The organism is Marinomonas vulgaris (genome assembly GCF_018145875.1).
In the GTDB taxonomy this organism is placed as follows: Bacteria; Pseudomonadota; Gammaproteobacteria; order Pseudomonadales; family Marinomonadaceae; genus Marinomonas; species Marinomonas vulgaris.
In genome coordinates this window covers 103890-125663 of the sequence record NZ_JAGSSV010000006.1, presented here as the reverse complement: position 1 = coordinate 125663, position 21774 = coordinate 103890, and the positions used below count along the sequence as shown (strand labels likewise).

At 44.3% G+C, this 21774-nt stretch carries 17 protein-coding genes and 1 riboswitch; of the genes, 10 read left to right on the top strand and 7 right to left on the bottom strand.

Annotated features, from left to right (window positions below):
* Positions 1-54: 54 nt before the first annotated feature.
* On the bottom strand, positions 55-711 hold the full coding sequence (gene upp, locus J9B83_RS07230; protein WP_211536065.1) for a uracil phosphoribosyltransferase: 657 nt from the start codon (positions 709-711) through the stop codon (positions 55-57).
* Positions 712-987: 276 nt separating this feature from the next.
* Here upp and lon point away from each other — a divergent pair, with 276 nt between their 5' ends.
* Together lon and J9B83_RS07220 are read left to right on the top strand one after the other, a co-directional pair.
* Positions 988-3441 (top strand): endopeptidase La, encoded by a 2454-nt coding sequence (gene lon, locus J9B83_RS07225; protein WP_211536064.1) that lies wholly within the window; start codon positions 988-990, stop codon positions 3439-3441.
* A 127-nt stretch (positions 3442-3568) separates the two neighbouring features.
* Positions 3569-4948 (top strand): MATE family efflux transporter, encoded by a 1380-nt coding sequence (locus J9B83_RS07220; protein WP_211536063.1) that lies wholly within the window; start codon positions 3569-3571, stop codon positions 4946-4948.
* Between the two features lie 16 nt (positions 4949-4964).
* On the opposite strand, the gene J9B83_RS07215 is transcribed toward J9B83_RS07220, so the two are convergent.
* Entirely contained in the window at positions 4965-5726 is a 762-nt protein-coding gene (locus J9B83_RS07215; RefSeq protein ID WP_211536062.1) for a TlyA family RNA methyltransferase, read from the bottom strand.
* A 116-nt stretch (positions 5727-5842) separates the two neighbouring features.
* Here J9B83_RS07215 and J9B83_RS07210 point away from each other — a divergent pair, with 116 nt between their 5' ends.
* Positions 5843-6679 (top strand): sulfurtransferase, encoded by an 837-nt coding sequence (locus J9B83_RS07210; RefSeq protein ID WP_211536061.1) that lies wholly within the window; start codon positions 5843-5845, stop codon positions 6677-6679.
* A gap of 58 nt (positions 6680-6737) precedes the next feature.
* Positions 6738-8567, top strand: a complete 1830-nt coding sequence (locus J9B83_RS07205) for a DUF3413 domain-containing protein (RefSeq protein ID WP_236037170.1) — start codon at positions 6738-6740, stop codon at positions 8565-8567.
* A gap of 34 nt (positions 8568-8601) precedes the next feature.
* Here the strand turns inward: J9B83_RS07205 and J9B83_RS07200 are convergent, their stop codons facing one another.
* From J9B83_RS07200 to J9B83_RS07180, 5 genes are all read right to left on the bottom strand, one after another.
* Positions 8602-9651, bottom strand: a complete 1050-nt coding sequence (locus tag J9B83_RS07200) for a glycosyltransferase family 4 protein (RefSeq protein WP_236037169.1) — start codon at positions 9649-9651, stop codon at positions 8602-8604.
* Between the two features lie 21 nt (positions 9652-9672).
* The gene (locus J9B83_RS07195) at positions 9673-10458 is read right to left on the bottom strand and encodes a glycosyltransferase family 2 protein (RefSeq protein WP_211536060.1); all 786 of its coding nucleotides are present in this window, start codon (positions 10456-10458) and stop codon (positions 9673-9675) included.
* 24 nt (positions 10459-10482) lie between these two features.
* Positions 10483-11484 (bottom strand): lipopolysaccharide heptosyltransferase II, encoded by a 1002-nt coding sequence (waaF, locus tag J9B83_RS07190; protein ID WP_211536059.1) that lies wholly within the window; start codon positions 11482-11484, stop codon positions 10483-10485.
* Positions 11477-12424, bottom strand: a complete 948-nt coding sequence (gene rfaD, locus J9B83_RS07185) for an ADP-glyceromanno-heptose 6-epimerase (RefSeq protein WP_211536058.1) — start codon at positions 12422-12424, stop codon at positions 11477-11479. Before rfaD ends, waaF begins: the two co-directional genes overlap by 8 nt.
* Before the next feature lie 64 nt (positions 12425-12488).
* Positions 12489-13634, bottom strand: coding sequence for an AGE family epimerase/isomerase (locus tag J9B83_RS07180; protein ID WP_211536057.1), 1146 nt, complete (start codon positions 13632-13634; stop codon positions 12489-12491).
* A 96-nt stretch (positions 13635-13730) separates the two neighbouring features.
* On the opposite strand from J9B83_RS07180, the gene hldE reads away from it, so the two are divergent.
* From hldE to J9B83_RS07150, 6 genes are all read left to right on the top strand, one after another.
* A complete protein-coding gene (hldE, locus tag J9B83_RS07175) occupies positions 13731-15158 on the top strand; it encodes a bifunctional D-glycero-beta-D-manno-heptose-7-phosphate kinase/D-glycero-beta-D-manno-heptose 1-phosphate adenylyltransferase HldE (RefSeq protein WP_211536056.1) in 1428 nt (475 codons plus the stop codon).
* The gene (msbA, locus tag J9B83_RS07170; RefSeq protein WP_236037168.1) at positions 15159-16952 is read left to right on the top strand and encodes a lipid A export permease/ATP-binding protein MsbA; all 1794 of its coding nucleotides are present in this window, start codon (positions 15159-15161) and stop codon (positions 16950-16952) included. It abuts the gene before it with no gap.
* 2 nt (positions 16953-16954) lie between these two features.
* Entirely contained in the window at positions 16955-18181 is a 1227-nt protein-coding gene (locus J9B83_RS07165) for a 3-deoxy-D-manno-octulosonic acid transferase (RefSeq protein ID WP_211536055.1), read from the top strand.
* A 22-nt stretch (positions 18182-18203) separates the two neighbouring features.
* A riboswitch (TPP riboswitch) is annotated at positions 18204-18323 on the top strand.
* Positions 18324-18399: 76 nt separating this feature from the next.
* On the top strand, positions 18400-19410 hold the full coding sequence (gene thiB / locus J9B83_RS07160) for a thiamine ABC transporter substrate binding subunit (RefSeq protein ID WP_236037167.1): 1011 nt from the start codon (positions 18400-18402) through the stop codon (positions 19408-19410).
* 16 nt (positions 19411-19426) lie between these two features.
* Positions 19427-21010 (top strand): thiamine/thiamine pyrophosphate ABC transporter permease, encoded by a 1584-nt coding sequence (gene thiP / locus J9B83_RS07155; protein WP_328797712.1) that lies wholly within the window; start codon positions 19427-19429, stop codon positions 21008-21010.
* Entirely contained in the window at positions 20997-21713 is a 717-nt protein-coding gene (locus J9B83_RS07150; protein WP_211536054.1) for a thiamine ABC transporter ATP-binding protein, read from the top strand. Before thiP ends, J9B83_RS07150 begins: the two co-directional genes overlap by 14 nt.
* The last annotated feature ends 61 nt before the right edge of the window (positions 21714-21774 follow it).

The following is a 21774-nucleotide window of genomic DNA, read 5'->3' as shown; positions in this document are numbered from 1 at the left end:
GCTTGAAATATAAGCGACTTTTCGAAATATAGAGAAAAGCCGCTTAATTCGCTTTTAGCGAGTGCCGTAAATACGGTCGCCAGCGTCACCGACACCTGGGCGAATGTAGGCGTTTTCGTCTAAGCCCTGATCAATTGCGCCAATGTACATGGCCACATCTGGATGAACTGCTTTAAAAGCTTCGATGCCTTCAGGAGCAGCAAACAGACAGATAAAACGTATGTCCTTCGCGCCCATTTCTTTCATTTTATCAATCGCCATGATGGCGGAATTACCCGTTGCCAACATAGGGTCGACCACAATAATGGTGCGCTCATTTACGGAATGAGGCATTTTTAAATAGTATTCGACCGGTTGTTTGGTTTCTGGATCACGATATAAACCCACATGGCCCACTCTTGCGCTGGGTGATAATTTAAGCACTCCTTCAGCCAACCCATTACCTGCTCGCATGATGGTCACAATGCACAGTTTTTTGCCTTTTAACACTGGACACATGGCTTTTTCTAGAGGTGTTTCGATTTCCACATCTAGGGTTTCTATGTCACGGGTAGCCTCGTAACCAATAAGCGTACCCAGCTCTTCTACTAGCATGCGGAACTCACGGGTGCTGGTGTTTTTGTCTCGTAGACTGGTGAGTTTGTGTTTTACAAAAGGGTGCGTTACCAAGTGAATATCTTGGTAAGTGTTCAGAAGTTCTTCGCGGGTCATTGGCCTGTCCTTTAATGTCACTATCAATAGGGGAGTCGAATGCTTGAGTAATTCTTACAATGTTCTTTATATAATAACACTAAGTCCAAAGTGACCAAATCATTAATCCTGTCTACTAGGTTAACTTTTTCTAAAGTTTGCAACGAGTTAGGAAAAATTCCTATGGTGTTGTTTTCCTTAAGATTGCCATTACATAGTCTTTATCTACCAAAAACAGCGACAAGACACAGAGTCTTGACTGCTGTAAAGACTATTTTATGCATTGGAACCTTGAAAATGAATGAAGATGATAACTACCTAGATCAACAGGAAATACATCAAGATGATGAAAGCGACACGCTGGATGACAATGAGAGTGTGGTGATCAGTGACCCTAAAGGTCTGGCATTACCCGATGATGTGTTGCCGGATACCTTGTACATTTTGCCCATATCGAGTCGTCCCTTTTTCCCTGCCCAAGTACAGCCTGTGATGGTCGATGCGGATCAATGGGAAGACACACTTGAGCGTATTGCCGAGCACCCACAAGCCGCGGTTGGTCTGGTATACGCCGACAAAAAAGCCAAAAAAGCCCCTTCTGTGGATGAGTTTCGCGCTGTTGGTTGTGTGGCTCGTGTCCATAAAGCGGAAAAGCAAAATGACAAGCTGACCTTTGTCGCTCAAGGGGTAAAACGCTTTGAAGTGATTGAATGGTTAAGCGAAGAAGCGCCGTATCTGGCACGAGTGCGTTACATCAATGATATCAAATCCAATGGTGATGAAGCCAAAGCCTATTCCATCGCTATTTTGGACGCTATTAAGCAATTAATCCGCTTAAACCCTTTATTCAGTGAAGACTTGAAGCAGTACCTAGGTCGCTTTTCTTTTAACGAGTCTGGCCTGTTGGCGGACTTTGCAGCCTCCATTACGTCTGCTGATGCAGAAGAGCTGTATGATGTGTTGGCTACTATCTCTGTGCAGGCTCGTATGCATCTATCCTTGACGCTGTTAAAAAAAGAGCTGGAAATTGCCCGTTTACAAAATGAAATCAGCGCCGAAGTAAACGACAAAATCAGTAAACATCAGCGTGACTTTTTCTTGAAAGAGCAGTTAAAAGTCATACAGAAAGAGTTGGGTATTTCAAAAGATGATCGCACGTCAGATGTTGAAACTTTTCAAGCAAGGTTAGAGAACAAAGCTTTGCCAAAAGCTGTAGAGGATAAAATCCAAGACGAGTTGCACAAGCTCAGTATTTTAGAAACCGGCTCACCGGAATATGGCGTAACCCGTAATTATTTGGATTGGGCGACATCTTTGCCTTGGGGCGTGCACTCTAAAGACAATTTAGACATCAAATTAGCGCGAGAAGTGCTCGAATCCCAGCATGCAGGCTTGGGCGACATCAAAGATCGTATTGTGGAGTTTTTAGCGCTAGGCGCTCATCGTGGTGAAATGGGCGGCTCTATTTTGTTATTAGTGGGGCCACCTGGGGTGGGCAAAACCTCAATCGGCAAATCCATCGCGGAATCCCTCAATCGAAAATTCTATCGTTTCAGCCTAGGTGGAATGCGTGACGAGGCTGAAATCAAAGGCCACAGACGCACCTATATTGGCGCGTTACCGGGTAAATTTGTGCAAGCTTTAAAAGACGTGGAAGTGGAAAATCCCGTTATTATGTTGGATGAAATCGATAAGATTGGTTCTTCTTTTCAAGGTGATCCCGCGTCGTCTTTACTGGAAGCATTGGACCCTGAGCAAAATGTGGAGTTTTTAGATCACTACCTCGACATGCGCATCGACCTATCGAAAGCCTTGTTTATTTGTACGGCGAATCAGCTCGACACCATTCCCGCACCCTTGTTAGATAGGATGGATGTGATTCGCTTGTCGGGTTATATCGGTGACGAAAAGCTGGCGATTGCCAAACAGCATTTGTGGCCTAAGCTGTTGAAGAAAAACAAGCTGCTTAAAAAACAACTCAATATTACTGACGCCGCGCTGCGTCATGTTATTGAACATTATGCACGAGAAGCGGGTGTGCGAGGGTTGGACAAACTGCTGCAAAAGATCTTACGCAAAAGTGTGGTCGAATTAATGACGGGCGAGAAAGATCACATTAACGTTGGCGTAAAAGACGTGGAAACCTTATTGGGCATGCCGTACTTCCGCCCTGAGAAAACCTTGCAAGGTGTCGGTGTGGTGACGGGTCTGGCGTGGACATCGATGGGTGGGGCGACTTTGCCGATTGAAGCCAACAAGGTGCATGAACTCACGAGAGGTTTAAAACTCACGGGCAAATTGGGCGACGTGATGAAGGAATCGGCAGAAATCGCTTATTCTTATGTTTTCTCACACGCTAAGAGTTACCAAAAGTCGCCGGAGTTTTTTGATAATAGCTTGGTGCATTTACACGTTCCTGAAGGTGCAACACCAAAGGATGGGCCTAGTGCAGGGGTGACCATGGCCACGGCCTTGATGTCATTGGCACGCAACGAACCCATCCGTAAAGGTTTGGCGATGACCGGAGAGCTAACATTAACGGGTCAAGTACTGGCCGTTGGCGGCATTCGTGAAAAAATCATTGCGGCTAAACGCAGTAAAATCAGTGAAGTGATTTTACCCGAGCCTAATCGTCGAGACTTTGAAGAGTTGCCTGAGTCAGTAAAAGAGGGCATGACGGTGCATTTTGCCGAGCGTTTTACCGACGTAGAAAAATTAGTGTTTAATCGATCCAGTGATGCACTTCATTAGGTTATCCACAAAGTAGGCATTCTCTAAGCTGGGCATACATGAGAAAATACAAGGCTGAATAAGAACTTACTTATTCAGCCTTTTTATGGTTTGTCGTACCGAGCGTGCGTCATTGCAGGGGATAAGAATGCCACATACGGCAAAACTGATACAAGGCTCTACTTTTAAGCACGTGGTTAGCATGTCTGCCACAGGTGCGTTTGGTTTGATGTGCATGTTTTTGGTCGACCTAGTCGATATGCTTTTTTTGTCTATGTTGGGCGAGAAAGAGGCGGTGGCGGCGGTTGGTTTTGCCAGCAGTATTATGTTTTTTACCATTTCCTTGAGCATGGCCGTGTCTATTTCTGCGACCGCTTTGGTGTCTAAAGCGGTTGGCGAGGGAAATATTGAGCTGGCGAAACGCCGAGCGGTGAATGTGTTGGCGTTTGGGATCTTTTTTTCTACCGCCGTGGTCTGGATGTTGTGGCCTAACATTTCGAATGTTTTATTGTACATAGGCGCAACAGGGCGAACCCTTGATCTGGCGACGGGGTATTTACAAATTCTGATTATTGGTATGCCCGCAGTGATGATTGGCATGATTGGCTCGGGCATTATGCGGGCTCTGGGTGATGCGCGCCGTGCTATGTATGCCACTTTAATTGGTGGTCTGGTCAATGCGGTGTTGGACCCGATTTTCATCTTCGCCTTTGGTTTAGGGGTACAAGGCGCGGCGATTGCTTCGCTGATTGCACGTTTCTCCATGGTCGCGGTGTCTTATTACGGTGTTGTGTATATCCATAAAATGCTTGGTGAATTTGATCTTATGGATTTTTTCAAAGACGCGATGTCAATTTCTGTGATTGCGATTCCTGCCATGCTGACAAACTTATCTTCGCCTTTGGCGAATGCCATTGTGATGGAACATACCTCCACGTTTGGCGACGATGCCGTCGCAGCGGTGGCTATTATCGGTCGAATCATCCCTGTGGTGTTCGGTGGCTTGTTTGCTTTATCGGGCGCGGTGGGACCGATTCTTGGACAAAACTATGGCGCCGGTCGATTTGACCGAATGCACAGCACCATCAGCAGTGCCGTGATTTACGCGTTTGCCTATTGTGTTATCTTGTGTGTGGGCTTGTATCAGGCGCAAGACTGGCTTGTTTCCGTGTTTAATGCCACAGAAGGCAGCGCGGAATTGATTCGATTTTTTGCTACCTTTGTGTCTTTTAGCTTTTTCTTTCAGAGCTTATTATTTATCGCCATCGCGGTGTTTAATAACCTTGGCAAACCACTGAACAGTACCTTATTAAATTTTGGCCGGGCGACGCTTGGTACCTGGCCTTTGATCATTATTTTTTCATTGTTTATGGGGGCAGAAGGGGTGTTGCTCGGGCAGGCCATTGGTTCGGTGATTTTTGGCTGTTTGGGTTTTTATATGGCGAGAAATTACATTGCTGAGTTGGAAGAAAAAGAAGCGGAGGCGATTTTGCCGAGCCATTCCCACTCTTATAATGAAATATTGTGAGAATGACTGACGCTGATTACGCGTTTTTAATCGCCCAGAGTAAAAATTCTTGGTTGCCGTCGCCGCCCTTGATCGGGCTTTCGATATAGCATTGTACTGTGAAACCTAATTCACCTACGAAAGCTTGAATGTCTGTGCTGAGCTGTGCAATGCAGGACTTGTCTTTGACAATACCACCTTTGCCGATAAAGGCTTTGCCAACTTCAAACTGGGGTTTGACTAGAGTGATTAAATGCCCTGCGCTTTTCAATAAGTCGGGTAGCTGAGGCAGAATTTTCGTCTGCGAGATAAACGACACGTCCATTACGGCAAGGTCAAAACCGCCGCTAGGAAGGTGCCCTTGCAGATCGTCTACAGACAAATGACGGGCATTAATACCCTCTAAGCAAACGATATTATCGTGATCGAGTAGGCGTTTATCTAGCTGACCGTGGCCAACTTCAACGCCGACGACCTTGGCAGCGCCATGCTGAATGACACAATCACTAAAGCCGCCGGTGGATTGGCCGATATCTAAGACATGAAAATGCTGGATATTTAGCTGAGTGTGCTGCAATGCCCCTTCAAGCTTTAATGCACCACGAGAAACATACTTATCGGCATCATCTTGTGTGACATTAAGCTCTGTATTTAATGGTAATTTAAGGCTGGCTTTGTTTGCTTTAACCCATTGTTCGTTGAGCTTATAAGAGACTCGACCTTCACTAATAAAAGTTTGTGCTTGAGCGCGGGATTTTGCCAAGCCTTGCTCAGTGAGCATTAAATCAATACGCAACATAGTAAACTCAAGAAAAATAGTAGCGGCAAATATTAGCAAAAAACACCGAATCAAAGTAGATTTAAGCACCAACAAATACCTAATTTGCTTCATCGACCATCGTCTAAGGAATGTCTGTGTCATTAACAACACTCATCGAGACAAGCGAGCTGGTTGGCTTGCTGGACCAGCCTAATGTGGTGATTTTAGATTGCCGTTTTTATTTAACAGACCATGGCAAAGGACAGATTGAATATGGCGAAGGGCATATACCTAATGCCATTTTTGTCGACGTCCATCATCAGCTTGCTTCACCAGAAACAGAATTGACGGGGCGACACCCTTTACCGGACGAAGCGATATTCTCTGCTCAGATACAAGCGTGGGGCATAGATAAAGACAGCACAGTGATTGTTTATGATACCTCTGGAGGGGCTATTGCTGGGCGAGCTTGGTGGATGATGATCCAGCAAGGTATTAATGTGAGGGTATTAAATGGCGGTTTATCGTCATGGCTACGGGCAGGAAATGCATTATCTATTGAACCTTTGGAGGCAACAGCGTCCACGTCTTCAATAGATGTCACGTTTCCTTGGGCCGTGAGTGAGCAAGCTGTAGTTGAAAACTTCGAAACCGATCAATTTCAGCTGGTGGATGCACGTTCTTCGGATCGTTTTAACGGTGAAAACGAGACCATGGACCCTGTCGCTGGCCATATTCCAGGTGCCATTAATCGACCTTTTAGCGACAACCTAGACGAAAACGACTGCTTTAAACCGGCAGAACAACTGCATGTTGAATGGCAAGACTGGTTATCGGGCAGCAGTGATGCCAATGTGTTTTACTGTGGTTCCGGCGTAAGTGCTTGTCATAATATTTTGGCGCTGAACTACGCTGGTATCGAGGCCAAATTGTTGTATGTGGGTTCTTGGAGTCAATGGTCAAAGCGTATGTTGAGAGCGGCGAGTTTGTAAGAAAAAATAATTTTTTTGACAATGTTTTATATATAGATATTAATAAGAGTATAGTTGAATGTTTTTTGATAAGATGAGATTTTTTTATAATATTAATATCCTAAAGGTTTTGATGGTTTTTGATGTTTTTTTAGCTTCATTGATATCTTTAAGGTATTATTACTTTCTTCCTGATCTCCCTTCAAATATCTTGAGTTTTACATTTGTATCGACAAGTATTTTAGGGCAAATGTTTCTTTTGTCTTTTATATTTGGGTGTTTTTTATTTCCTTTAGTTATTTTGCCAAAAAGAATTTTTTCTATATTAATTGGAGTTATTTCCGCATTAATAATATCCCTTCTTATAATAGATACTTTTGTGTTTTCGCAATACAGATTTCATATAAATGAGGTTGTTTTAAAGCTTGCACTTTCAGGAGATGTAGTTGATTTTTCAATTCTGACGTGGGTCTCTATTGCCTTTGGCTTTAGTGTTATACTGGCTTTAAAAATGGGACTTATCTTTAATTTTTTCAAAATGAAAATAAAGGTAAGATACTTCTTCACTTTCTTTTTTATATGTCTGTTAGCTAGTAATTTCATACATATTTGGGCTCATGCATACGGTTATAGGCCTGTTACAATAACTAAGAGTTATTTGCCTTTATTTTACCCAGCAACAGCTAATAGTTTTATGAGTAAACACGGCTTAATTGATGAAGAAGTTTTAGAAAGACAAAAAGAGTTAACAATGAAGTCTGGAGGTAGTTTTCAATATCCTATTAAAGCATTAGAGTTCAATACTGTAAAAAAACCAATTGATATTATTTTTATAGTCGTTGATTCATGGCGATTTGATACATTTAATAGTGATAATACTCCCCATATTTGGGATTATGCTAAAAAAGGTATCTCTTTTAATTCTCATATGTCGACTGGTAATGCAACATTAACAGGGATTTTTGGTTTATTTTATGGACTGCCGGGGACGTATTGGGAGAGTGCTTTATCTAATGGAAGATCTCCTGTTTTTATAGATCGGCTTCAACAGCTAGAATATGAATTAGGTATTTTTACATCAGCATCATTAGAGAACCCAGAGTTTAATAGAACTATTTTTTCTAATGTTAATAATTTACGTTTAAGATCTGATGGAAACACTCCAGCTGAGCGTGATCTAAAACTAACTGATGATTGGTTAGCTTGGTACGGAGAGAGAGATAGTAGCAAAGCATCATTTTCATTTTTATTTTATGATGCGCCACATGGTTATGATTTTCCAAACGATTATGACAAAAAATATGAGCCTATGCTAGCAAGTGTTAATTATCTTGCTCTTAATAACGATACAGATCCTACTTTGTTTATGAATAGGTATAGAACTAGTGTTCGATATGTAGATGAATTAGTGGATAAAGTGTTAACGAGAATCGATGAAAATAAAGAAAATGACACTCTAATTGTTATTACTGGTGATCATGCTCAAGAGTTAAATGATAATAAGTTGAACTATTGGGGGCATAATAGTAATTTTACTGCTTCTCAAATTCAGGTGCCGTTTGTAATTGTTGATCCTAGAAATAATCGGAAAGAAAATTATTCAGTCATAGGTATGACGAGTCATGAAGATGTTATACCTACAGTCATGAAAAACTATCTCGGTGTTTCAAATAAGATAAGTGATTATTCTAATGGTATAGATTTGTTGAATGTGTCAGAGCCTAGAGATTGGCTTATTTCATCTAGTTACTCGAAGTATGCTTTGATATCAGAAGAAAGTATTTTAGAAGTTGGAGTAGGTGGTCAATATACCCTATATGATTTAAAAAATAGAGTCAAAGAGGATCAGCAATTAAACTTTGAACATCTAAAAGATGCATTAGACGATATTTCTAGGTTTAGAAAGTAAAATAAGTGCATTGCGGGTGAGAGCCCGCGTTATTTTATTTTTTTACTCGACAGCTATTGTAAATAGTGATGTAGCTTTGAGCCATCTTCTCAGGTGTGTATTTTTCCAGTTGATCTTTCGCACCTGCGACTAACCTTGCTTGTAGGGGTTCGTCCGTTGATAGTTGAATGATAGCATTTTTTAGCACTTCGCTATCGTTCGGTTCTATCAATACTCCCGTTACGTTATTGATAACAATATCTGGTATTCCACCTACGTTGGAAGCAATAATTGGTACGTTTGCATTCATTACATCCAATAATGTAGAGCCAAGACCTTCGTTTCTTGAAGGAAAGGCAAAAATATCAAAATAAGGCAAGAAGTCACCAATATTTTCTTTAAACCCCATCCAGGTAATATTTTTAGAGTGTTTAGATAAAGATTTAAACTCTTCTTCATCGACCCCGTTACCAAAAAATACAAAGTGTAAGTCTGGGTGAGTATCTTCTAATAATTGAGCTGCTTCAATAAGTACTTTTTGTCCTTTGTGTTTATCTACTAGTGCTCCAACATGACCAATAATTTTTTTATTTGGGAATGTCTTTTTGAACTCTTCGCCTATATTAGGGTTGCTTTCTAAATTTGCAAGTACACTAGGCACTTGGTAGACAGCTCCCCAATTTTTTGCGCGAAGATTATTGGATATAAGAGTGGATATACCGACTAGGGCAGAAGCATTGCTATAAGTTTTTTTGTTTAAGTATTTTTCTTTTACTTGGGCATCTATTCGACGAGTCAGAATATATGGCGTTTTATGAATTAACTTATAAATGTATGCCCAGTGGACAGCCTTGGCTTCATGGGCGTGAACTATATCCGCATGTTGATTTTTGCAATGTCCGTCTAGTTGGTTTTTCGAGTCTAAAAAGGTTAAGTGTCTAATATGTTTAAGCTTTTCTCTAAGAGGTGAGTCACTTCTACATGCAAGTACCTGAATTACATCAGGATAGTTTGAAAGAGCACTAATTAATAATTCTGTTTGACGCTCGCCACCGCGAAAACCTTTAGCCAGATTGACATGCATAACGGTTAAAATGTTATTCAAGCTATATACTACCTACTAAATTTACCAAATATTTTTAAAGTCGTCTTGCTTCGTAACACTTGGGTCGCGTTGATATTCTAATAATTTAGCATATTTTAAATAACTATTCACAGCAGAGCTTAAAGCTACTGTCATGCCATCAACACCACCCATGAAACCCCGTTGGAAGATATATTTACGAATAAAAGCGTTTAATCCATGTGTGAAAGGTGAAAGTGAATTAGCACGTTTTCCCTTAGCATACATGATCTTAGCCGCTCTCCCACTAAAATTTCTGCCAGGCTTCGCAAACAACTCGCCAATATTCTTAAAAGAGTAATGTAAAATGTCAGTATTTATGTGTCGTACATTTTTTGCTTGTACACTTGCATGCTGTTTAACATCGGAGAACTTTGTTTTTTGTGAGTTATATAAACGAACACAACGATCAGGATACCAACCACAATGTTTAATCCATCGGCTACCAATCATATTTTTCCTACGAAATGAAAACCCATCATATTCAGAATTAGCAAGCTGTAGCTCTTTAATTGAAGTAATCATTTCGATGGTTAAGCGTTCGTCAGCATCGATACTTAATACCCAATTATTTTTAATATGCTTTAAAGCAACATTTTTTTGAATTCCATCCCCTAAATAGGGTTGATTTATAACGGTAGCTCCTAACGATTTTGCTAACATTATCGTTTTGTCTGTACTTCCAGAATCAACTACGATGATTTCATCGCAAATAGCTTGCATAGATTCAATGCATTCAACTATATTTTTCTCTTCATTAAGTGTAATTATATTGCCTGATATTTTCATGAGAGTCCTTAATGTTAAAGCTTTTTACAGCACGAGAGATTTGATAATTGAATCAGGCATAAGTTGATTCTGGCAGTTGGTATGCCCCAAAGGACAAGTTCGTTTAAAGCAGGGCGAGCATTCAAGGTGTAGGTTATGAATGGTTTTCTTGTCGGTCAGTGGCGGTGTGAATAATTCACTGGTGGAGCCGTAAATGCCATGCACTTCGGTGCCAACGGCGGCGGCGATGTGCATGAGGCCCGAGTCGTTACTGACGGCTTTTTCGGCGGCCGCTAACAAATCAATGACATCGACTAATTGTGTTTTACCACATAAGTTAATCGCAAATTCACCAAGATTATCTACGATTTTATCTCCATCGGTTTGATCCTTCGGTCCGCCAAGTACCCAGATTTGATAACCTGAGGCAATAGCGCTTTTTGCCAATTCATGAAAGTGACCGATAGGCCATTGTTTAGACGGCCCGAACTCGGCTCCCGCCATCAAGGCAATGGCCGGTCGGTTGGAAAGGCTGAATGCTTGATACAAGCGCGTTTGATTGTCTTCATTTACCGTCAGTTTTGGAAAAGGAATGTCTTGCGGTGGATAGGCTTGCTCAACAGGCAGACCTAAAGAAGTGAAGCGTTTCACCGTCTGGTTAAGTATGCTTTTGTCTAGGGTACGACGCTCATTTAAAAGAAAATAGCGCTGTTCGCCCGTAAAGCCCAGGCGGTGTGGCACCTTGGCAAAAAACGGCACCAAGGCCGATTTCCAAGAACGTGGCATCACAATGGCGTGATCATAAGCCTCTTTACGAAGCGAGTGACCCAGCTGACGACGTGTGCTGATACCCCATTCACCGTGCCCAGTGGGCAGAGTGATAGCATTTCGAACCTCGGGCATTCTGGCAAGAATGGGCACAGACCATTTTGGTCCAATCACGTCAATAATCGCGTTTTTATCACCTTGTTTGACGGTCATAAAAAGGCTTTGTGCCATGACCATATCGCCTACCCAAGAAGGGCCAACAATCAAATATTTAGCCATTCGAATCAAGCCAGCCTAGGTAATCTGTAACGCCTTGAGCTAAACCACGGAAATTTCCATCATAGCCCGCTTCACGAAGCTTAGTAATGTTGGCTTCGGTGAAACTTTGGTAAGCGCCTTTTAGATGCTCTGGGAAAGGGATGTATTCGATTTCGCCTTTGCCATATTGGCTGATAACGGTTTCCGCGATGGTTTTAAAAGGTTCCGCTTTACCGGTTCCAAGGTTAAAAATACCGGATTTTTCTGGGTTATCAAGGAACCAAAGTTTGGTGTTGACCAAGTCTTCCACGTAAATAAAGTCGCGGCTTTGGCCACCAGCTTCGTAGCCATCGTAGGCGCCAAACAGTTTCGGATTTTCTCCCGCCAATACTTGATTGCGAAGATGAAACGCCACGCTGGCCATGCTGCCTTTATGCTGCTCGCGAGGGCCATATACATTGAAATAGCGAAAGCCGACAATTTGGCTTTTGGCTTTAGGAAGAATGGCACGAACGTATTGGTCGAACTGAAATTTAGAGTAAGCGTACATGTTCAGTGGTTTTTCATTTTCGCGAGATTCTTCGAAAATAGGACCAGAACCGTACACAGACGCAGAAGAAGCATAAGAAAAGGGCGTTTCGTGCTTCAAGCAAAAATTCAATACGGCTTTGGAATACTGGTAGTTTACGTCCATTACGAATTTACCGTTCCATTCTGTGGTCGCAGAACACGCGCCTTCATGAAACACCGCAATCGGGTTGATGCCCAAGGTGTCGTTTTTGATAGCGTCTAAAAAGTCGTACATGTCCATGTAATCGGCGATGTCGAGGTCCGACAAATTTAAGCATTTTTTGCCGTCGGTTAAGTCGTCAACCAATAGAATGTTTTTGATGCCTTTTTGGTTCAATGCCTTGATGATGTTGCTGCCGATGAATCCGGCGCCGCCTGTGACTATGTACATAAACTGTGGTCCTACTGTGAAAGGCTGGTGCAAAATTAGGGTGTGTCTTGGCTTGTATTTTAACTCATTTAAATTGGTAGCCATTGTTTTCTATCGCCCATGCTACCACTTCTGCTAAGCCGAGAAAAATATGATAGCTGCTGGTGCCTGGCAAGGGGTAATTTTTTGGACTGTTGTCTTCGTTTAAGTACTCATTCCATCCGCCTTTAGGTAAAAAATAGGCTTGTTGAAGAAAGTCGAGGGCTTTTTCTAAACGATCAATCTTCTCTTCTTTGCCAATTGGCATGACAGTAATCGCTTTTAAGTATTCGGTGATAGGCCAGATGCGTTTTTCTTTATCAATGGCTTGGTAATGGTTGCCATCTATCTGATTATAAACACCGCCGTTGTCTGCCATGCCGTGGCGTGCGGCGGTGACCCATAGTTGCTGCGCTAGGTCGATGTAATCGGTATTAGGTAAGATGCTATTGGCTTGATACAGCAACCATACCCACTCGAAGTGATGGCCAGGTTCGACTTGATGGCCTGTGGTTGGGTCTGGCTGCCAGTTGGGAGTGAAAAACTCTCGTAAGGTTTTGCTGTCTTTGTGGTAAAAGTGCTCAAGGGTTAAGTCTAGCAAAGACTGAATGACATTTTTGTAAGCATCGTCTTGAGTGACATGGTAAGCCGCAATGTAGCCTTCTAATAAATGCATGTGTGGATTTTGTCGACGAATTTGCGTCACATCCACCGGATACGCTTCATAAAAGCCACCAGATTCTGCTTGCATGTTATCCAGTAAAAAGCGATGGGTTTGCTGCATGTAGCTTAAAGCGCGTTCGTCTTTTGTGACCTTGTAATAATGGCTAAAGGACAATAAAACAAACGCCAAGGCATAAGCATCAGACTGAGTGTCTTTGACCGACAAATCATCATTAAGAGAGAAAATCCAGCGCCCATCGACAAAGTAATGGTCAATAATAAAGTCGAATAAAGGCGTGAGCTTGGCTTCCCATTCATCAGCTGGGTGCATTTGACTGGCATGACTGAAGGTATAAAGCTGTCGGCACTGGGTGAGCAATCTTACGCGACCAACCTCATTGCATGTCCAATCGTGGTTCATGCTTTCATAGCTATACCCTTGTTTTGTATCGATGCCATGTTGAGACCATTGACTCAAAAGGCCATCAAATAAAAAGGATTGGCAAGCAAAGAGAGCGGAATTTAGCATGTTATAAAAGCCTTATTTCGTATGTTTTAGGTATGTCCAACTTGCTAGGGGAGTATGATAAGATGGCGAACTCCAAAAATCGATTATTATGTGCCTATGAACTCTTCGTATTTGAATTTTAAAGATAAACACATTCTTGTTGTTGGGGATGTGATGTTGGATCGCTACTGGCATGGTGGCACGTCTCGTATTTCTCCCGAAGCACCCGTGCAAGTTGTGAAAGTGTCGAATATCGAAGATCGCCCAGGTGGTGCGGCAAACGTGGCACTTGGGCTGGCTAAGTTAGGCATGTCGGTGACGCTAGTTGGTGTCGTGGGTAATGACGAAAACGCTGATGTGTTGACCCGGTGTCTTGAAAAAGAAGGCGTAACTTGCCGGTTTGTTCGTTCAGAAACGCTGCCGACCATTACCAAATTGCGTGTGATGAGTCGCCATCAGCAACTTATTCGATTGGATTTTGAAGAGCGCGAAGACAGTCTTTCTCAGAATGAGGCACTGGCCAGTGTCGTTGAAAGTTGTTTGCCTGAATCCGATGCGGTGATTTTTTCAGATTACGCCAAAGGCTGTTTGGCCGATGTGCAAACCTTGATTCGCTTGTCGAACGTAGCGAATGTTCCCAGTTTCGTTGATCCAAAAGGCAAAGACTTTTCGATTTATCAAGGGGCAACCTTGGTAAAACCTAATCTCCTAGAGTTTGAAACCATCGTTGGCAAATGCCATTCCACCAAAGAATTGGAAGAAAAAGCCAAAGCTCTACGGGAGCAATTTGGTTGGAAAGCCTTGTTGGTGACCCGTGGCGAAGATGGCCTGATACTCTTTAGTGATGACAAACCACCTTTTTCTCTGGCGACGGCGGCAAAAGAAGTATTTGACGTCACCGGCGCAGGAGATACCGTGGTGGCGGTGTTGACGGCGGTTTACGTGACCAGCAAGCGTTTTACCGATGCGGTGGAATACGCCAATCAAGCGGCGGGTTATGTGGTTGGTAAGCTAGGCACCGCGTCAATCAGTGCCGATCAACTTGATGGCATCATGTTTCAGCGTAGCCATGGCACGAATTTTGGCGTTTTATCTCCTGAAGATTTGCTTGAACAAACCAAATTATCGCAAATCAACGGTGAGAAAATCGTCTTCACCAATGGCTGTTTTGACATTCTTCACCCTGGTCACATTGCTTACATGAAGCAAGCGAAAGCCCTTGGTGATCGCCTAATTGTCGCGGTGAATACCGATGCCTCAGTGAAACGTTTGAAGGGCGAAAAACGACCTATTAACAACCTTGTTCATCGTATGTCGGTTCTTGAAGGCTTGGGGGCGATCGATTGGGTAACCTGGTTTGATGAAGACACACCGAAAGAAATTATCGAATTTTTAACCCCCGATGTGCTGGTAAAAGGGGGGGATTACACCATAGACACTATTGTTGGCGCTGAGCATACTTTAGCCAATGGTGGCGAAGTGAAAGTACTGACCTTTGTCGATGGGTACTCGACCACCGCCATCATCGAAAAAGCGAACCTATAAATGCAAGATACAAACAACAGCGCGACAACCACAGACTCAACCACAGCGGCGCCGGTTTCCGGCATGAAGATGTATTTTCGCTTGTTGAGTTACGTACGCTCGTCTTGGGGTTACCTCATGCTCAGTGTGTTGGGGTATGTGATCTACGCCGCCATGGAGCCCGCCCTGGCGGCTTTGTTGAAACACATTGTTGATGTGGTTTCGCTTGGTACCATTTCAGACAGCCGCATGCTCATTCCATTGGCCATTTTAGGGGTGTTTATTGCCCGTGGTATAGGGACTTTTTTGGGTAACTATTTCATGGCGAAAGTAGCTAACAATGTGGTGTTTGACTTGCGAACCAGTATGTTTAATAAGCTGGTGCTGTTGCCGTCAGATTATTATCACTCCATTCCCACGGGGCGATTATTAGCCAAATTAACGTACGACACAGAGCAAGTCATCGGCTCAATCACGCAAGCGGTTCGAGTGCTGTTACGCGAGGGGCTGACCGTTGTGGGTTTGTTGGGTTACATGATCTATATGAACTGGCGTTTGTCCCTGTTGTTTTTGCTCGTCGTGCCCTTGATCGGTTTAATTGTGGCTTATGCGTCGAAGCGTTTTCGTAAGTTAAGCACTCGTATTCAAAATGCCATGGGTGGCGTGACAGATGTGGCCTCAGAAGCCATTAAAGGGCACGAAGTCGTCAAAATCTTTGGTGGAAAAGACTACGAAGTGGAGCGCTTTCGCAAAGCGGCCAATGAAAATCGCCGATCTCAGTTAAAAATGGAAATGACTCGATCGTTAAATGTGCCGATTGTGCAATTTATTTTAGCGGTCATGATGTCGATTTTGATTTGGTTTGCGTTGAGCCCATCGATTAGTTCACACATGACCCCAGGGGACTTTATTGCCTTTTTGACGGCGGCAGGCATGCTCGGCAAACCGATTCGCCAACTGACCGAAGTGAACAGCATTTTACAAAAAGGCATCGCGGCGTCTTACAGTATTTTCGATTTTATCGACTTAAAAGAAGAAGTGGACGACGGTAAGGTAGAAAGCCAGCAGCTTAAAGGTTGTATTGAATGGAAAAATATGTCCTTCAAGTACAAGGGGGCTGATAAACACGCGCTTAATAACATCAATTTGTCTTTACCAGCCGGCAAGACGCTTGCCTTAGTCGGGCGATCTGGCAGTGGTAAATCGACCATGGCGAATTTGTTGCCACGATTCTACGACATAGAGCAGGGACAGTTATGCATTGATGAAGTGTCCGTAAAAGATTATAAGCTAGCGGATTTACGCGCCAATATCGCATTGGTGAACCAGCAAGTTGTGCTGTTTAATGGCACCATTCGAGACAATATCGCCTATGGTGTGTTAAAAGACACCAGCGAAGAAACCGTGATTGACGCCGCAAAAGCCGCTAACGCATGGGACTTTATTCAAGAGTTGGATCATGGCTTAGACACCATGGTGGGCGAAAACGGCGTGTTATTGTCTGGCGGTCAGCGTCAACGTATTGCCATCGCTCGAGCCATTTTGAAAAACGCGCCTATTTTAATCTTAGACGAAGCGACATCGGCGCTGGACACAGAATCTGAGCGGGCTATCCAAAGCGCCCTAGACGGCTTGATGGCAAATCGCACCACCATCGCCATTGCCCACAGACTGTCCACCATTGAAAACGCCGATATCATTGCTGTGGTTGATCATGGGGAAATCATCGAGCAGGGTTCTCACAGCGAGCTCTTGGCGAAAAATGGCGCTTATGCACAATTGCATAACCAACAATTTAGCGATGTGACGGCTTAGTCATGTGGCTCTATCGTGCGCTTTTTGTGGTGTTTACGCCTTTTGTATTGTTCAAAATACGGCAGTTTAAGAAAAACTACCCGATGTATCGAGCCAGAGAAGCCTTGGGTTTTTGGCCCAAGGTGGAAGCAGATTTGTGGATACATTGCGCGTCGGTAGGAGAGGTACTGGCTGTGCGTCCCTTAATCGAGCGTTGGCGACAAGCTTATCCAACAAAGCGATTATTGATCACTACCATGACGCCAACGGGTGCGGAGCAGGTGGCAAAAAGCTTTCCTTTTGCTGAGCACAGATTTTTACCAATGGACTGGCGTTGTGCGGTAAGGCGAGTGCTTAAAAAGCTGTCTTGTCGACACCTGATGATAGTCGAAACGGAACTTTGGCCGAACCTATTGCAGGTGGCGAAACAGCACAAGATGCAAATTGACGTAGTAAACGCACGTTTAAGTGAGCGCTCTTTTCAGCGGTATCAAACATTCTCTCTTATATCCAAACCCTTGCTGGCTTTGCCGGATTGTTTTTTGGCTCATGCTCAAGCGGATGCAGAGCGTTTTATTGCATTAGGGGCTCGAAACGTGGTGACAGTGGGCAGTATTAAGTTTGACCTTACGGTGCCTGCAAAGGTGTTGCAAGACAACTGGCATGGCGTGTTGGGGTCTCGATTTGTCTGGGTGGGGGCCAGTACCCATCAAGGGGAAGACGACATACTGCTTGATGTTCATCAAATTCTACTGAAACGCTTTCCAGATGCCTTATTGATTTTAGTGCCTCGCCACCCAGAACGCTTTGATTCTGTTTATGAGCTTGCACAACGCAAATCTAATAGTGTCGCGCGGCGATCCCTTATTGCGCCTGATCAATGGTCGACATATGAGGTCGTGATTGGCGATTCCATGGGGGAACTGATGCATTATTATCAAGCGTCGGACGTAGCCTTTGTGGGTGGTAGTTTGATTGAGCGTGGTGGTCACAACCCTATTGAGCCTGCTTTGTTGTCCAAAGCCATTTTGGTTGGCCCTCATACTTTTAATTTCCTTGATATTACGGAACAGCTGATTGAAGCGGGCGGATCGATTCGCTGCGCTAATCAAGCCGAATTAGCGCACTCGCTGGTGGCTTTGGCCGAAGACGCGCCGCGTCGCACTCAACTTGGGCAAAGCGCTCTTCATTGCGCGCAAAAAAACCAAGGAGCGGTCACAAGAGTGATGGCGGAAATAGACTTCCGTTAGCCGACTCCTTACAATAGCGATTCAATATCTCATGGGGTGTTTTGGCGAGTAAACTGCGCCGACGCTGAGAAGTGGATAATCCACTAACCCACCGAACCTGATCCAGATCATGCTGGCGTAGGAATCGAGATAGCAAGGCGATCCAGCTGCATCTGTAGCGATTAATTTATCTCTTGTCATTTCTCAATACGCCGCTCAATTACTTTAGGAGCGACATCTTGAATAACACATTTACTTCCCTTTTTTCGGTCTCTTTGCTGGGGATGGGCTTGGCCCTTTCACCTGTGGTATTAGCGACCCAAAGCCTGAACGTATATACCTACGATTCGTTTTCATCGGATTGGGGGCCTGGGCCGAAGATTAAAACCAATTTTGAAAAAGAGTGCGACTGCGAGCTGAATTTCGTCGCTTTGGATTCGTCTGTTGGAATCCTGTCCCGCGTGCAGTTAGAAGGTAAATCGTCCCAGGCGGATGTTTTATTAGGGCTGGATTTAAACCTGATGGAAGCGGCAAAACAAACTGGCTTGTTGGCCAATCATACCGTGGATACCTCTAAAGTGACCGTGCCTGGTGGCTGGACAGACAACACCTTTGTGCCTTTTGATCAGGGGCATTTTGCCTTTATTTATAACACGGAAACATTGGACAACCCGCCAACCAGCTTAAAAGAAGTGGTGGAAAATCAGGACTTGCGCGTCATTTATCAAGACCCAAGAACCAGCACGCCTGGCCTTGGTTTGTTGTTATGGATGAAGTCTGTTTACGGCGATCAATCTGCTAATGCGTGGACGCAGTTAGCGAACCACACAGTGACGGTAACCAAGGGTTGGTACGATGCTTACAGTCTGTTCTTAAAAGGGGAAGCCGATGTGGTGCTGAGTTACACCACCTCGCCGGCGTATCATATGGTGGCAGAAGGTGAAAATAAGTATCAGGCTGCCCCTGCTAGCGAAGGTCATTATCCTCAAGTCGAAGTGGCCGCTATGATGAAAAACGCTCCAAACCCTGAATTAGCTGAGCGTTTTATGCAGTTTATTTTGCAGCCTGGTTTTCAATCTACCGTGGCCACTGGAAACTGGATGTTGCCTGTGGTTGAGTTAGACGAGCCCTTGCCAGCGGCGTTTGACAGTGCTCTAGCGCCCACCAAAAACTTGGTGCTGCCAGCTAAACAAGTCGCCCAACAGCGTAAGGTTTGGGTCGATGAATGGCTAGAGGCGACAACACGATAAGGCGGATCGACTTAGCGTGAACACACTTCGAGGATTATCGCCTGCGCTGTTCGGCGTGGGCGTTTTCTTGTTTATGGGAGCCGCCAGTTTGGTGGCTCTTTTGCGTTACAGCGATGTCAGCGCTTGGTGGGGGTATCTTCAGCAGCCGTATTTGTGGCGGGTAGTGCGTTTTTCCTTATGGCAAGCCTTGTTAAGCAGTGGTATTAGTTTGCTGATTGCCGTTCCTGTTGCCTCGTGTTTGATGCATCGACGTTTTGTGGGACGCGCTTTGTTGCTGCAATTGTTTTCGGTTTCCATGGTGGTGCCGACCATAGTGGCGATTTTAGGGTTGGTAGTAGTGTACGGCCGCACTGGTTGGTTGCATCAGGTGTTCGGCGTCAATGTTCCTTTGTATGGTTTGACGGGCATATTGCTTGCCCATGTGTTTTTTAATATGCCGCTGGCGGTGCGCTTGTTGTTGCAAGGCTACGATTTAATTCCGGCCGGTCAATGGCGTCAAGCGTCTCAGTTGGGGTTTTCTCGTTGGGCGGCGTTTCGTTGGATTGAATGGCACTACATTAAAAAAGCACTGCCAGGCGCTTTTGTGCTGATCTTCATGTTATGTTTTTCCAGTTTTGCTGTGGTATTAAGCTTGGGCGGTGGGCCAAAGTCCAGTACGCTAGAAGTGGCTATTTATCAGGCGCTTAGGTTTGAGTTTGATCTCGATAAAGCCAGTTTTTTAGCCTTGCTGCAGGTGCTAATTTGTACCTTGTTCGCGGTATTGGTATATCGCTTGGCGCCTGTAAACCGTCAAGATGCCAGTGTACTCGGCCAAGCGAATTATTCTGTACGGGATTCCACCGGTGCGAGGAGTGCGGACGGTTTGGCTTTATTGTCCGTGTTTGTGTTGGTGATCCCGCCATTCTTGGCCATATTTGATCCCATTTTTTCAAAGGTGTTTCTTCAGACTTTGCAGTCTTTCGCTTTATGGCAGGCGGTGTGGGTGTCGTTAAAAATTGCGCTTCCTGCGGCGTTCGTCAGTCTTTTATTGGGTGTGTGTTTTTCAGTGTTGGCGAGATTCTGTATGGATAGAGCCTATTTATCAAGGCTGCCCGCCAAAATAGAGCACCTTGGCAACATGATTTTAATGGTGCCGGGGTTGGTGATTGCCACTGGGCTGTTTTTGTTTTTACGGGATTTGGGTTGGGGGTTACAGTCTAGCTATTGGATTGTGGTGTGGGTAAACGCCGTGATGGCGTTGCCTTTTGTGTTGCGTGCCTTGATGCCAGTGATGTATCAACAAGAGACGCGTTTCCGTAACCTGTATTTGAGCTTAGGTGTACGATCTTGGTCGCGTTGGTGTTTAGAATGGTCTCTAGTTCGAGCTGGTGTGGCGCAGGCTCTAGGCTATGCTCTGTTATTATCATTAGGCGATATGGGCGTGATTGCTCTGTTTGGTAGCCAAGGGCTGGTCTCTTTACCTCTATATTTGTTCCAGTTGATTGGTTCTTATCGACTCGAAGAGGGCGCTTGTGTGGCCGTGGTGCTGATGAGTTTGTGTTTGGTACTATTTTATCTGTCGTCCCGTTTTATTGGTGGTGCATCCCATGTTAAACATTGATCTGCAATACAGTTGGGAACAATTTCACGCCCATTACCAGGTAGATATTGAACCTGGAATGACGACCTTGCTGGGCGGCAGCGGTGAAGGAAAAAGTACCTTGTTGCACCTCTTGGGGGGCTTTTTGGCCGGTCGTGGTGTCTTGTCTTATCAAGGTGAGTCTTTGCTGCCTTTGGCGCCGTATGAGCGACCTATTTCTACTCTGTTTCAAAGTGATAACTTGTTTCCGCAATTAACGGTTTGGCAAAATGTGGCGATTGGCTTATCAAGGTCTCTTCGCTTGACCTCTGAACAGCAGGATAAGGTGCAGTGGGCTTTAGAAAAGACGCAACTTGTTGATAAAACAACCCGTTTTCCACAGGCTTTGTCGGGTGGTCAAGCTCAGCGTGTGGCCATTGCCAGAGCCTTGGTGCGCAACAAACCTATTTTATTATTGGACGAGCCCTTTAGTGCGCTCGACCCGGCATTGCGTGAAGAAATGCTGTATTTAGTGAACGAGGTTACAGCAGAGCTAAAGTTGACTACCCTGATAGTGTCTCATTTGCCCCAAGAGGCGAGTTTGGTTGGCGGTCGTGTACTCTTGATCGAAAAGGGTCAGGTAAGCGCTCATGAAGCTGTCTCTGTACTGTCACAATCCGACGTTCATCCGCTTTTTTCGCATTACCTTGGCGTTTCTGATCGTTCGACAAAGTCACCTGAATAAGGTACATAGCCTTACTGTTTCATGATTTTCTCTCATTGTTTTTCAATCAAAAGAGCACGCT

Excerpts from the sequence above, each read along its gene's own strand:
- upp (WP_211536065.1), bottom strand. The coding sequence starts at position 711 with ATGACCCGCGAAGAACTTCTGAACACTTACCAAGATATTCACTTGGTA.
- lon (WP_211536064.1), top strand. The coding sequence starts at position 988 with ATGAATGAAGATGATAACTACCTAGATCAACAGGAAATACATCAAGAT.
- J9B83_RS07220 (WP_211536063.1), top strand. The coding sequence starts at position 3,569 with ATGCCACATACGGCAAAACTGATACAAGGCTCTACTTTTAAGCACGTG.
- J9B83_RS07215 (WP_211536062.1), bottom strand. The coding sequence starts at position 5,726 with ATGTTGCGTATTGATTTAATGCTCACTGAGCAAGGCTTGGCAAAATCC.
- J9B83_RS07205 (WP_236037170.1), top strand. The coding sequence starts at position 6,738 with ATGTTTTTTGATAAGATGAGATTTTTTTATAATATTAATATCCTAAAG.
- J9B83_RS07195 (WP_211536060.1), bottom strand. The coding sequence starts at position 10,458 with ATGAAAATATCAGGCAATATAATTACACTTAATGAAGAGAAAAATATA.
- waaF (WP_211536059.1), bottom strand. The coding sequence starts at position 11,484 with ATGGCTAAATATTTGATTGTTGGCCCTTCTTGGGTAGGCGATATGGTC.
- rfaD (WP_211536058.1), bottom strand. The coding sequence starts at position 12,424 with ATGTACATAGTCACAGGCGGCGCCGGATTCATCGGCAGCAACATCATC.
- J9B83_RS07180 (WP_211536057.1), bottom strand. The coding sequence starts at position 13,634 with ATGCTAAATTCCGCTCTCTTTGCTTGCCAATCCTTTTTATTTGATGGC.
- hldE (WP_211536056.1), top strand. The coding sequence starts at position 13,731 with ATGAACTCTTCGTATTTGAATTTTAAAGATAAACACATTCTTGTTGTT.
- msbA (WP_236037168.1), top strand. The coding sequence starts at position 15,159 with ATGCAAGATACAAACAACAGCGCGACAACCACAGACTCAACCACAGCG.
- J9B83_RS07165 (WP_211536055.1), top strand. The coding sequence starts at position 16,955 with ATGTGGCTCTATCGTGCGCTTTTTGTGGTGTTTACGCCTTTTGTATTG.
- J9B83_RS07150 (WP_211536054.1), top strand. The coding sequence starts at position 20,997 with ATGTTAAACATTGATCTGCAATACAGTTGGGAACAATTTCACGCCCAT.